The organism is Arthrobacter sp. Y3223151 (assembly GCF_059091125.1).
Window position 1 is genome coordinate 767,306 of sequence record NZ_JBNHGI010000001.1, and the last position, 11,754, is coordinate 779,059.

11 protein-coding genes and 2 riboswitches are annotated in these 11,754 nt (G+C 67.5%); of the genes, 10 read left to right on the top strand and 1 reads right to left on the bottom strand.

What is annotated here, in order from left to right:
• Nucleotides 1-104 precede the first annotated feature (104 nt).
• From AC5RUP_RS03685 to AC5RUP_RS03715, 7 genes are all read left to right on the top strand, one after another.
• Complete coding sequence (locus AC5RUP_RS03685) at nt 105-1,319, top strand: IS110 family RNA-guided transposase (RefSeq protein WP_494153775.1); 1,215 nt, start codon at nt 105-107, stop codon at nt 1,317-1,319.
• Nucleotides 1,320-1,460: 141 nt separating this feature from the next.
• The gene (locus AC5RUP_RS03690; protein ID WP_494153774.1) at nt 1,461-2,741 is read left to right on the top strand and encodes an acyl-CoA dehydrogenase family protein; all 1,281 of its coding nucleotides are present in this window, start codon (nt 1,461-1,463) and stop codon (nt 2,739-2,741) included.
• A 14-nt stretch (nt 2,742-2,755) separates the two neighbouring features.
• Nucleotides 2,756-4,201 carry an APC family permease gene (locus AC5RUP_RS03695; protein WP_494153773.1) on the top strand — a complete coding sequence of 482 codons (1,446 nt, stop codon included), beginning with the start codon at nt 2,756-2,758 and terminating at the stop codon, nt 4,199-4,201.
• Nucleotides 4,202-4,303: 102 nt separating this feature from the next.
• A riboswitch (SAM riboswitch) is annotated at nt 4,304-4,393 on the top strand.
• An 88-nt stretch (nt 4,394-4,481) separates the two neighbouring features.
• Nucleotides 4,482-5,903 (top strand): LLM class flavin-dependent oxidoreductase, encoded by a 1,422-nt coding sequence (locus tag AC5RUP_RS03700; protein WP_494153772.1) that lies wholly within the window; start codon nt 4,482-4,484, stop codon nt 5,901-5,903.
• A gap of 72 nt (nt 5,904-5,975) precedes the next feature.
• Nucleotides 5,976-6,067, top strand: a riboswitch (SAM riboswitch).
• A gap of 113 nt (nt 6,068-6,180) precedes the next feature.
• On the top strand, nt 6,181-7,239 hold the full coding sequence (locus AC5RUP_RS03705; RefSeq protein ID WP_494158276.1) for a methionine ABC transporter ATP-binding protein: 1,059 nt from the start codon (nt 6,181-6,183) through the stop codon (nt 7,237-7,239).
• The gene (locus AC5RUP_RS03710) at nt 7,236-7,928 is read left to right on the top strand and encodes a methionine ABC transporter permease (protein WP_494154899.1); all 693 of its coding nucleotides are present in this window, start codon (nt 7,236-7,238) and stop codon (nt 7,926-7,928) included. The genes AC5RUP_RS03705 and AC5RUP_RS03710 overlap by 4 nt, the downstream gene beginning before the upstream one ends.
• Nucleotides 7,929-7,954: 26 nt before the next feature.
• The gene (locus AC5RUP_RS03715) at nt 7,955-8,875 is read left to right on the top strand and encodes a MetQ/NlpA family ABC transporter substrate-binding protein (RefSeq protein ID WP_494154900.1); all 921 of its coding nucleotides are present in this window, start codon (nt 7,955-7,957) and stop codon (nt 8,873-8,875) included.
• Nucleotides 8,876-8,890: 15 nt separating this feature from the next.
• Here AC5RUP_RS03715 and AC5RUP_RS03720 read toward each other — a convergent pair whose 3' ends face one another.
• A complete protein-coding gene (locus AC5RUP_RS03720; protein ID WP_494154901.1) occupies nt 8,891-9,733 on the bottom strand; it encodes a DUF1206 domain-containing protein in 843 nt (280 codons plus the stop codon).
• A 322-nt stretch (nt 9,734-10,055) separates the two neighbouring features.
• On the opposite strand from AC5RUP_RS03720, the gene AC5RUP_RS03725 reads away from it, so the two are divergent.
• The 3 genes from AC5RUP_RS03725 to AC5RUP_RS03735 all read left to right on the top strand — a co-directional run bounded on the left by AC5RUP_RS03725 (nt 10,056) and on the right by AC5RUP_RS03735 (nt 11,552).
• The gene (locus AC5RUP_RS03725) at nt 10,056-10,460 is read left to right on the top strand and encodes an MmcQ/YjbR family DNA-binding protein (RefSeq protein ID WP_494154950.1); all 405 of its coding nucleotides are present in this window, start codon (nt 10,056-10,058) and stop codon (nt 10,458-10,460) included.
• 3 nt (nt 10,461-10,463) lie between these two features.
• Nucleotides 10,464-11,000 carry a DUF1990 domain-containing protein gene (locus AC5RUP_RS03730; protein WP_494154951.1) on the top strand — a complete coding sequence of 179 codons (537 nt, stop codon included), beginning with the start codon at nt 10,464-10,466 and terminating at the stop codon, nt 10,998-11,000.
• 231 nt (nt 11,001-11,231) lie between these two features.
• Nucleotides 11,232-11,552: a putative quinol monooxygenase gene (locus AC5RUP_RS03735; protein ID WP_494154952.1), complete on the top strand. Its 321-nt coding sequence runs from the start codon at nt 11,232-11,234 to the stop codon at nt 11,550-11,552.
• The last annotated feature ends 202 nt before the right edge of the window (nt 11,553-11,754 follow it).

Consider the following 11,754-nt stretch of genomic DNA (forward strand, 5'->3'; position numbering starts at 1 on the left):
CTGATGGGGACAAGACCAGCCGAAGCTTTGACCATGGCAGGTCGGCCGTAACGTGGATGCCGAACTCTGCCGCCGCAGGACATGCCAGCACTCGTACTGGATTAATGTCTGGAGGCGGCGTGATCAAAGAGCACCATCTTGTTGATGTCTTTATCGGCATTGACGTGGGCAAGACCAACCATCACGCGGTCGCCCTCGACCGCGACGGCAAGAAACTGCTGGACAAGGCGCTGCCCCAGGACGAGGCGAAACTGCGTGAAATCATCGCCGCCCTCGCACGGCACGGGACCCTGCTTTTGGTGGTCGATCAACCGGCCACGATCGGTGCCCTGCCGGTCGCCGTAGCCCAGTCCGAAGGCATCATGGTCGGTTATCTGCCCGGACTGGCGATGCGCCGCATCGCGGACCTGCACCCGGGCGAGGCGAAAACCGATGCGCGGGACGCGGCGATCATCGCCGAGGCTGCCCGGACCATGCCCCAAACCCTGCGCGCCATCGCCTTAGCCGATGAGCAGGCTGCGGAGCTGTCGATGCTTTGCGGCTTCGACGATGACCTGGCGCAGCAGGCCACGGCAGCTTCGAACCGGATCCGGGGCCTGCTCACCCAAATACACCCGGCATTGGAGCGGGTGGTCGGACCGCATCTGGATCATCCGGCGATGGCGGAACTGCTGATCAAATACCCGACCCCGGATGCCCTGCGAAAGGCCGGTCAGGCCCGCGTGACCGCATTGCTGGGCAAGTTTGCTCCGCGGGCAGGAAAGCGCTGGGCGGCCGAGGTGTTCGCGGCGTTAGGTGAGCAGACCGTGGTGGTATCCGGCACCGGCGCGGCCGGCATCGTATTGCCGCAGTTGGCCGCGCAACTGGCGCAACTGCGGACGTCCCGCGCCCAGGTGCTGGCCCGGGTGGAAGAACTCGTGGAGGCCCACCCTCTTCACCTCGTCCTGACCTCCATGCCGGCGGTCGGTGTCAGGACGGAAGCACGGATCATCACCGAGATCGTCGGCAAGGAATTCGCCTCCGCAGGACATCTGGCCTCCTACTCCGGATTCGCGCCGGTGACTTGGAGATCGGGCACCTCGATCCGCGGCGACCACCCGTCGAAGAAGGGAAACAAATTCCTCAAACGCGCCTTGTTCCTCTCCGCGTTCGCGGCACTGAAGGACCCGGTTTCACGCGCCTACTACGACCGGAAACGCGCCGAGGGGAAACGACACAACCAAGCCCTAATCGCCCTGGCCAGACGGCGCTGCGACGTCCTCTTCGCCATGCTCCGCGACATGACCCTCTACGAAACGCCTCAGCTCAAGGCAGCCTGACCCCTTGACGAAGAACATAGGGACACCCCCCCCCCAATCCGCAGGCCCCATCACCGCTGCCTTCAACCCGAACCCCATCAGCGCTGCCCTCAACCCGGGCCCCATCTCGCGCCCACGCGCCGAACCCCCAGGAGAACCACCATGACTGAAACCATCGACAACCTCGCCACGGTTTTCGACGCCGCGGCCGCCAAATACCGCCCGATCTTCGCGCGCATCGCCGCCGGGGCATTGAGCCGCGAGCTCACCCGCGAACTGCCGGTTGACCAGATCGGCTGGCTGAAGGACGCCGGCTTCGGCGCCGCCCGGATTCCGGCCGAGTTCGGCGGCGACGGGCTGGACTGGGAAGAGTTCACCCGACTCCTGATCGAGCTGGCCACGGCGGACAGCAACATTCCGCAGGCGCTGCGTTCGCACATCGCCTTGGTGGAGGAGAACCTGTACCACCACGGCCGCACCTCGGATCGCAGCGCCTGGCTGCGGCGCTTCGCGTCCGGCGAGCTGGCCGGCAATGCCTGGACCGAACCGGGCGCCGGGGGAACCGCCACCGTGCTGTCCGAGACCGGCGGCAAACTGCTGCTGAACGGCCGCAAGTTCTACACCACCGGCACCATCTTCGCCGACTGGATCGATGTTACCGCCAAGCGCCCGGACGGCTCCGATGTCTCGGTGATCATCTCCACCACGTCGCCGGGCGTAGAAACCTTCGACGACTGGGACGGTTTCGGCCAGCGTCTAACCGGCAGCGGCACCACCGTGTTTACTGACGCGGTGGTGGACCCCGCCAACGTGTCCGCCTTCGCCGACCGCTTCCCGTACCAGACGGCCCTCTACCAGCACATCCTGCTGGTCACTCTGGCCGGCATCGCCCAGGCCGTCACCAGCGAAGCCGCAGACAACGTGCGGGACCGCAAGCGGGTGTTCGGCCACGGAAACGCTCCGCTGGTCCGGCACGACGCGCAGGTCCTGCAAGTGGTCGGCGAAATCAGCGCCAAGTCCTACGCGGCGACGGCGACAACCCTGAGCGTGGCCCGAAGCCTGGACAGGGTTTTCGAGGCGCGGCTGCACGGTGGCGCGGTCGAAAAGGCCGCCAACATCGACGTCGAACTGGAATCGGGCCGGGCGCAGATAGTGCTCAGCACCCTGGTCCCGGACGCCGCGGGCGCCCTCTTCAACGCCCTCGGTGCTTCCTCCACCAGCACTGACAAGGCGCTGGACCGGCACTGGCGCAACGCCCGCACCGTGGCGACGCACAACCCGTTCATCTACAAGTCACGGATCGTCGGCGACTGGGAGGTCAACGCCGCCGAACCCCCGTTCGTCTGGACGATTGGCGAGGCCAATGCCGACGCCGCCCTTCAGCCACACAGTGACGCAGCCCGTCAGCCACACAGCCCCGCCGCCCGTTCCGCGGCCGTCTAGGAGGAAGGCAAACCATGTCTGTTTCCAACCTCCAAACCCTCGCGGCTCCACCAGCCGATCCCGTCAACGGAGCCACACCGCGGCTCTCCGGCCGGCTGGGCGTCGCCAGTATCGTGCTCATCGTGCTGGCCGCCGCGTCGCCGCTGGGCGTCATCGGCGGAACCGTCCCGCTGGCCATCGCCAGCGGCAACGGCGCCGGCCTGCCCTTCATCTACCTGCTGGCCATGGCCATCCTGCTGTTGTTTGCCGTCGGCTTCACCACCATGACACCGCATGTGCCAACGGCCGGCGCGTTCTTCAGCTACGTGCAAAAGGGACTCGGCCGCCGGGCGGGCCTGGGGGCGGCCTTCGTGGCACTGCTCTCCTATCTCGCCCTGGAGGCGGGTGTCTACGGACTCTTCGCGCCGGCCGTTGACGAAGTGGTCCGGGCCTACGGCGGCCCCGAACTGCCCTGGTGGGTATGGGCGGCCGCCGCACTGGCAGCCGTCGCTTGGCTGGGGCACCGCAACATCGAACTCTCCGGCAAGGTGCTGGCCGTGCTGCTGGTCGCAGAGGTGCTGATCGTGCTGGTCCTAGACGCCTTCATCATCTTTGGCGGCGGCGGACCCGAGGGCCTGTCCACCGGTTTCGCCACCCCGTCCACCGTGCTGTCGGGGGCGCCCGGAATCGCGCTGCTGTTCGCCATCCTGAGCTTCATCGGCTTCGAGGCCACCGCCGTCTTCCGCGACGAAGCACGCGACCCGGACAAGACCATCCCGCGGGCCACCTATCTGGCACTCCTCGTGGTGGGCGGTTTCTACGCGCTGTCCAGCTGGCTGCTGATCAGCGTCTGGGGCGATGCCGGCATTGTCCAGAAGGCCACGGATGCTCCGGGCACGCTGCTCTCGGAAACCACTGCGCTCTATCTGGGTACGGCCAGCAGCCATGTGATCCAGGTGTTGCTGGCAACCAGCCTCTTCGCCTGCATCCTGTCCTTCCACAACATCGGGTCACGCTATTTCTTCCAGCTGTCCGGGCAGGGCATCTTCCCCGCCAAGCTGTCCGCAACCCACGCCCGGCACCGCTCCCCGCATCTGGCCTCCGCAGCGGCCAACGCGGTGGTGGCCCTGTTCCTGCTGGCCGCGGTCGTGGCCGGGTGGGACCCGATCGTGCAGTTCTACACTTGGTTCGCGGGCTTCGCATCGCTGGGGATCGTGGTGCTGATGACGCTGACCAGCGCCGCCGTCCTGGTCTTCTTCCGGAGAACCGGCGCGCCGGTCCGGGACTGGAAGCGCTCCGTCGCCCCGGCGCTCGGTTTGATCGGGCTGCTGGGGATCCTGGGGCTGATCCTGCAGAACCTCCCCACCCTGGTGGGCAACAGCGTGCCGCTGGCGATCGCCGTCGTCGTGCTGATCCTGCTCTGCTTCGCATCCGGAGCAATAGTGGGGGCGAAGAGGCGGGAGGGCGCACCGGCGTCGTAATTCATACCCCGCGTGAGGGCGAGCGCACCGGCGTCGTAATTCTTACCTCGCGTGACGGCGAACATTTCCCTCCGGGACGCCCCCGGGTGTCAAATGGAGGGGTACCCATCCAGAGCGGCCGAGAGACCTGGCTTGTTGACGCCGCAGCAACCCCCTCCCTGAGGAAGGTGCTACCGCCAGGACCGATGGAGAAGCTCGATCTCTCGTTGGTCTTCCGTTGGCAGTCGCATGCCCAACGGAGGACCGGCGCGGGCTCTTCTCATCAGAAAAGGAGCCTGACATGACCGTGAACAACCCGCAGCCCAACCCCCGGCGCCAGATTCGTTTCAACGCCTTCGACATGAACTGCGTGGGCCACCAGTCGCCCGGACTGTGGCGCCACCCGCAGGACAAGTCCGCCAACTACAACACCATCGGCTACTGGACCCACTTGGCCAAGGTGCTGGAAAAGGGCCTCTTCGACGGCCTGTTCATCGCCGACGTGCTCGGCACCTACGACGTGTTCGGGTCCTCCAACGAGACCACGCTGCGCGCCGGCACCCAGGTCCCGGTGAATGATCCGTTCATGCTTGTCTCGGCCATGGCCGCGGTGACCGAGAACCTCGGCTTCGGCCTCACCGCCGGCACCGCCTACGAGCACCCGTACCCGTTCGCCCGCCGCCTGGCCACGCTGGACCACCTGACCAACGGGCGGGTCGGCTGGAACGTGGTAACCGGTTACCTGCCCTCGGCGGCGCGCAACATGGGCCAGGAAGACCAGCTGGAGCACGACGAGCGGTACAACCACGCGGACGAATACCTCGAGGTCATCTACAAGCTGCTCGAGGGCTCGTGGGAGGACGACGCCGTGGTCAAGGACGTCGAGACCGGCGTCTTCACCGACCCGGCCAAGGTCCACGAGATCCGGCACGAGGGCAAGTACTTCAAGGTTCCCGGCATCGCGATCACCGAGCCGAGCCCGCAGCGCACCCCGGTCATCTTCCAGGCCGGCGCCTCCAAGCGCGGCACCGAGTTCGCCGCCGGAAACGCCGAGGCGGTGTTCGTGACCTGCCCGACCAAGGAGATGCTCGCGGCGTCGGTGAAGAAGATCCGCGACGCCGTGGAAGCGGCGGGCCGCGACCGGTACGACGTGCGCATCTACGCGATGCAGACCGTGGTGACCGGACCGGACACCGCCACCGCGCAGGCCAAATTCGAGGACTACAAGTCCTACGCGGACATCAACGGCGCGCTGGCGCTGATCTCCGGCTGGATGGGCATCGACCTCTCCACCTACGGCCCGGACGACGTGATCGGCGGAAACGTGAAGTCCAATGCCATCCAGTCCTCGGTGGAGACGTTCCAGAAGGCGTCCGGCGACAGCGGCAAGCCGTGGACCATCCGCCAGCTGGCCGAATGGGTCGGCGTCGGCGGTTTCGGCCCGATCACCGTCGGCTCCGGCGCGGAGGTGGCCGCCAAGCTCGTGGAGTGGGTCGACGAGACCGACGTGGACGGGTTCAACCTGGCCTACGCCATCACCCCGGGCACCTTCGAGGACATCGTGGAATTCGTCGTGCCGGAGCTGCAGAAGCTGGGCGCCTACCCCACGGAGTACGCGCCGGGGACCCTGCGCAACAAGCTCTTCGGCCGCGGCGACAAGCTGCCGGAGAACCACCGGGCCGCCGGCTTCCGCCTGCAGAACGCGCTGGCCCACCGGGTGTAGGCACAGCAGAACCATCTGAACAACGACGCCGGTGCGCCGCCCCTTCAGGGGGGCGGGCACCGCCGTCGGCAAGAACCATCCAGAGCGGCCGAGAGATCTGGCTCGATGACGCCGCAGCAACCCCGGCAAATGCCGCACGGTGCTAACGCCAGAACCGATGGAGAACCCGGGCGGACCGGAACCGGCCGCGCCATGCCGGCGCGCCGTGATCGGCTGTGCCCCGGGGCTCCCTGACCTTCAGGAGCAGCATGAAAAGTTATGCCGCGGGTGGCCCGCAATGATTGAAATCCGCAATCTGCACAAGAGCTACGACACACGACGCGGGACGGTCGAGGTGCTCAAGGGCATCGACCTCACCATCGAGCAGGGGGCGATCACCGCCGTCGTCGGCCCGTCCGGCGCCGGCAAGACGACCCTCTCCCACTGCATCTCCCTGCTGGAGAAACCGACCTCCGGCCAGGTGCTGGTGGACGGCCGTGACCTCTCCGCCCTGTCCGGGCGGGCCTTGCGCGGCGAACGCCGCGCCATCGGCACGATCTTCCAACACTCGGCGCTGCTGCGCCGGATGACGGTGGCGGAGAACGTGGCGCTGCCGCTGCGCAACCTGGGCGTGGTGCACTCGCAGATGGAGGACCGCGTGGCCGAACTGCTGGACCGGGTGGGCCTGCTGCAGAAGGCCGGCGCCTACCCCGGCCAGCTGTCCGGCGGCCAGAAGCAACGGGTCGGCATCGCCCGGGCGCTGGCACTTCGCCCCCGGATCCTGCTCTCCGACGAATCGACGTCGGGCCTGGACCCGGAATCCACGCAGCAGATCCTGGACCTGCTGGACGACGTGCGCACCGAACTGGGGCTGTCGGTCATCCTGATCACCCACGAGATGGACGTGGTGCGCCACGTCGCCGACCAGGTGGCCGTGCTCGCCGGCGGTCGCGTGGCGGAGTACGGGCCGATCGGCGCCCTGGTGGCCGATCCGGCCTCCGCCGCCGGCCGCCAACTGCTGCCAATCCGCGCCCTCCCGCTGCCGGCCGGCTTCGACTACGCGCTGTCCGTCTCGTACCGGCACGGGCCGGTGGACCCGGAGTGGATGTCCCGCCTGTCCACCGGCCTCGGTGTACGCGTGGCGCTGCTCGGCGGTTCGGTGGAAGCCCACGGCGAAGCGGTGCTGGGCCGTGCCGACATCGGGATTGCCGGCCGTCCGGAGGCCGATGTCCGCGCCTACCTGGCCAGCCTGGGCCTCACCGCAGAGGCACGCTACCGTGCCGCGGACGCGGGGGCAATGCCGCCGTCGGACGTGAAGGAAGACGCAAGGAACGAGAAAATCGGGGTGCGCGCATGAAGCCGGCAGAAACCGCCGCCGTCGGGCTGGACACGCCGTGGGCTGACCTGCCCGCGCTGCTGCTGCCGGCCTACGGCGAAACCTGGGCGATGGTCGGCATCGTGATGCTCATGGTGATCCTGGTCGGCGGCGCCACAGGCGTGCTGCTGTACAACACGGACGGCCGCGGCCTGTTCCCGCGGCCGCGCCTGCACGGCACGCTCAGCTGGCTCGTCAACATCGGCCGCTCGCTCCCGTTCCTGGTGCTGATGGCCGCCATCATCCCGCTGACCAAGTGGGTTACCGGAACGACCATCGGCATCGCGGCAGCCGTGGTCCCGATGACACTGGCCGGCATTCCGTTCTTCGCCAGGCTGGTGCAGAACGCACTCAACGATCTGCCGCGCGAGAACATGGCCGTCGGGCTGGTCACGGGCAGTTCCACCGGGCAGATCATCCGCCAGACGCAGTTGCGCGAGGCCCTGCCCGGCCTTACGTCTGCGGTCACGCTCAACACTATTTCGATGATCGAATACTCGGCGATCGCCGGAACCATCGGCGCTGGCGGCATCGGCTACCTGGCCGTCACCTACGGCTACCAACGGTTCGACACCCATGTCATGGCGGCCACCATCGTTGTCCTGATCATCACGGTGCAGCTGGTGCAGTTTGCCGGCGACCGAATCTCCCGCGCGCTGCTGCGCCCCTAGCAACTGACCAACAGGAGCACTACATCATGAGCACCCCTTCCGCCGGGTCCGGCCACGACCACGGCTTCACCCTGCGCAAGCAAACCACCGCCCTGCCGTGGAGCATTGCCGCCCTTGCCGCCGTCGTCGCACTGGTCCTGGGACTGCTGCTGGTGCAGCAGCAGTCCCGGCCGGCTGTCGCGGCTGCCGGCAGCGAGGTCACCTCGCCGCTGAAAGTCCACTTTGAACCGGCGATGGCGGGGGAGGAGAAGATCCTGAAGTTCGTCGCCGAGGAAATCGCCCCCGACTACGGCGTGGAGATCGAGGCAGTGGGCCTGCAGGACCCGGTCCAAGCCAACCGCGCGGTGGCCGATGGGCAGTTCCACGCCACCATCTTCGAGCACCAGTGGTACATGCAGCAGTCCGCCGACGCCAATGGGTTGGAACTGACGCCGACGGTGGAGCTGTACCAGTGGGGTTTCGGCCTCTACTCAACCCGCTACGGCTCGGTGGAAGACCTGCCGCGCGGAGCCGTGCTGCTGCTGCCCAACGACGCCGCCAACCAGGGCCAGGCGCTGTGGCTGCTGCAGCGCGAGGGACTGCTGGAGCTGGATCCGGCGGTGGAGCCGCGAACGGCAAAAATCCGGGACGTTACCGGCAACCCGCGCGGCTTCGAGCTGAAGGAAGCCGACCTGCTGGCGATGCCGCGAATGCTCGACTCAGTCGATGCCGCGATCGGCTACGTCTCCCAGTTCGACGCCGGCAAGATCGGACGCGACAAGGGCATCCTGTTCCCTTCGGCCCCGAAGACATTCGCCTCCCGCCTGGTGATCGGCACCCAGTTCAAGGACAGCGCGGAGAGCAAGAAACTGATCGAGATCTTCTCGGATCCGCGGCTGGAGGAGTACCTGCACACCACTGAGGATCCGCTGGTCAAGGACGTGCTGACGCCGGTCTCCGCGGAGTAGGGCCTCCCGGGCGCGCTACATTTTGGCGTAGCGCGCCCGGGCACCCAGATACAGCCCGTAGCAGATCAGCCCGACGGCCACCACGGACAGCGCCGTCGAACCAAACGGCTGCTCACGCAGCGCCTTCAGGGCGCCGTCGAGGCCCTTCACATCCTGCGGGTCGTTCTGCACAGCGGCGACTGCCAGGAGCAGCCCGAGCACAAACAACGCCAGCCCCTTGCCGACAAAACCGACAATGCCGAGCCAGGTCACGGCCGTGCCGGTGCTGCCCGGGGGCAGCCGCTTGAGGTCGCCCAGGAACTTCTTGGTCAGGCCCTTGAACACGTAGTAGACGCCGGACCCGATGATCACCGCGCCGATCAGGAACAGCACAACGGCACCGCCCGGCCACTGCATCAGCTTGGCGCTGGCGTCCTGCGAGCTCTCGCTGCTGTTGCTGCCGGAGCCCAGGGCAAAGCTGCCGAAAGTCACCGCTATCGCCCCGTACACGATGGCCAGGCCCACGCACTTCGCCCGGTAGCCCCACTTTTTCTTTTTGTCAGCCCGGCCGCGTCCGCCGAACACCGCTTCGCTGACCTGCCACAGGGCCAACGCCGCGGCGCCCAGCATGCCCGCCCAGAGCAGGAATTGTCCTCCCGGGCGCTGCGCCAGGCTTGAGGCTGCACCGGACTGGTCCGCCTCGCCACCTCCGCCGAAGGCGAGCCGGAGCGCGATCGCGCCAATCAGCACGTGCAGCAGGCCGCTGGCCACGTAGCCGAACCGAGCCACCCGCTCGAACACCTTGGAATTGGCGGCGTCCTCGGTCTTGTCCTTCGCCCTGCCGGCCGCCCGCTTCGCTTCCCTGCCGGTGTCTGCCATGGGTCTCCTCTCCAAAGCCGTCGCCCGTTCCGAAACCAGCCGGCGGCACGGAAGCCCCGCCGTCGTTCCCCGTGAAACAACTGTGAAACCATCCTGCCACCGAAGTTGCCGTCGCGCACCGGGCCGGACTCGGGCGGGACTCGGGTCGGACGCGGCCCGGGGCGCGCGCGGGGGCTCGGGCGGCGCGGGGGATCCGAGCGGGACCCGGGGACACCGTGGCACGCGGCTGCGGAAGGGATTAGAGCGCAGCAGGGCCGGGAGTGGGCACGTCGTTCTCTCCGGACGGTGACCGGCGCGGACGGGGAGCAGTAGGCTCGTGCCTATGGACGCAACCGCGCTGCGCGCCTTCTGCCTGTCCCTGCCCGGGGCGTTCGAGGACTTCCCGTTTGGGCCCGAGTCGTCGGTGTTCAAGGTCCGGGCGGCGGGGCGGGCGGCGAAGATGTTCGCGCTCTCGGACCTGCAGGCGCCGCGGCTGAGCATCAGCCTCAAGTGCGATCCGGTGCTGGCGCAGCAGCTGCGCGCGGCGCACCCGGAGATCACGGGCGCCTATCACATGAACAAAACGCACTGGAACGGCGTGCGCTGCGACGGCGGGCTGCCCGACGACATGCTGCGCGACATGATCGAGGACTCCTACGACCTGGTGGTGGCATCGCTGCCGCGCCGCGACCGCGAGATGCTGGGCTGGATGGGCCTGGCCCGGGGCGACGATGCGCGGCAGGACTGAGGGGTGAAGGCCAAGGACCTGGGCGGGGTTCCGCTGACATACGACGGCGTGGGGCTGACCCGGGAGCGCACCTCGCCGCCGGGATACCGGGTCGTCGACGAACGGGTCGGCGTCGGGATGGGGGAAGAAGCCTTTCACCGGCTGGCCGAAGGGTTGATGGGGTGGGAAGTGCATCGCCTGGCCGGGCTGCGGGTGGATGCCACGGAGCCGGTGGCCGCCGAAGGCGTGGAGATCGTCTCCGGGTTCGGAGTCGGGCCGCTGCGGATGGCCATCCCGTGCCGCGTGGTGTGGACGGAACGGACGCCAGCCCGGACGGGCTTCGGCTACGGCACGCTGCCCGGGCATCCGGAGTCGGGGGAGGAAGGCTTTGTGGCTGTGCTGGAGGGGAGCGGGCGGGTGGTCTTCGAGGTGTTCGCGTTCAGCCGGCATGCCAACTGGTTCTACCGGACGGGCGCGCCGGTGGCGGAGGCCGCCCAGCGGCTGGTCACGCGGCGCTATATTGCCGCGGCCAAGGCGCTCGCCGGCGGGCTGGCGGGCTGACTCCCTCTCATCCGGACCCCGTCTCCCCTTGGTGGTAACCCCCCTCTCATCCGGACCCCGTCTCCCCTTGGCGGTAACCCCCTCATCCGGACCCCGTCTCCCCTGGCCGGTGACCCCCGTCCACTCTTCAGAAAGCGGCCTTCTCAGCGTCGGAAAGGGCATTAGTTGAGTAGTCGATTTTGGGCATGACAGGATGAAAAGACACCCCAACAGAAGAAAGGCCGATACCGCGTGATTTTTATTGTGGTCAAGTTCAAGGTCAAGGACGAGTACGCCGACAGCTTCCCCGAACTCGTGCGGGAGTTCACCGAAGCAACGCGTGCCGAGCCGGGCAACCTGTGGTTCGACTGGTCACGAAGCGTGGACGACGCCAACACCTACGTGCTGGTGGAGGCCTTCCGGGACGACGCGGCCGAAGCACACGTGAAGAGCGACCACTTCAAGAAGGCCATGCAGGAGCAGCCGCAGTACCTGCAGGAAACCCCGCGGATCATCAGCCGCCAGGTCGAGGGCGACGACTGGGACCTGATGGGCGAAATGACCGTCGCGTAGCAATTGCAGTGCGTGGGGCAGGCAGCGCCTTCCCCACGCACGTTTATGAGGCCGCGGCGGCGACGCGTAACGCGGTACGGGCCCGGATTCCTATCTCTAAATTTCGCGAAGGCGCTGACGTTTTCTCGGGTTGTGGCGGCGGTTTGAGGGGGGTGATCAGCGTGCTGTGACCTTGCCGGAGAGTTTCGCGATCGGGGCGAGT

What these genes read in the sequence shown, in the direction of transcription:
- AC5RUP_RS03685 (WP_494153775.1), top strand. Translation starts at nt 105, where the DNA reads ATGTCTGGAGGCGGCGTGATCAAAGAGCACCATCTTGTTGATGTCTTT.
- AC5RUP_RS03690 (WP_494153774.1), top strand. Translation starts at nt 1,461, where the DNA reads ATGACTGAAACCATCGACAACCTCGCCACGGTTTTCGACGCCGCGGCC.
- AC5RUP_RS03695 (WP_494153773.1), top strand. Translation starts at nt 2,756, where the DNA reads ATGTCTGTTTCCAACCTCCAAACCCTCGCGGCTCCACCAGCCGATCCC.
- AC5RUP_RS03700 (WP_494153772.1), top strand. Translation starts at nt 4,482, where the DNA reads ATGACCGTGAACAACCCGCAGCCCAACCCCCGGCGCCAGATTCGTTTC.
- AC5RUP_RS03705 (WP_494158276.1), top strand. Translation starts at nt 6,181, where the DNA reads ATGATTGAAATCCGCAATCTGCACAAGAGCTACGACACACGACGCGGG.
- AC5RUP_RS03710 (WP_494154899.1), top strand. Translation starts at nt 7,236, where the DNA reads ATGAAGCCGGCAGAAACCGCCGCCGTCGGGCTGGACACGCCGTGGGCT.
- AC5RUP_RS03715 (WP_494154900.1), top strand. Translation starts at nt 7,955, where the DNA reads ATGAGCACCCCTTCCGCCGGGTCCGGCCACGACCACGGCTTCACCCTG.
- AC5RUP_RS03720 (WP_494154901.1), bottom strand. Translation starts at nt 9,733, where the DNA reads ATGGCAGACACCGGCAGGGAAGCGAAGCGGGCGGCCGGCAGGGCGAAG.
- AC5RUP_RS03725 (WP_494154950.1), top strand. Translation starts at nt 10,056, where the DNA reads ATGGACGCAACCGCGCTGCGCGCCTTCTGCCTGTCCCTGCCCGGGGCG.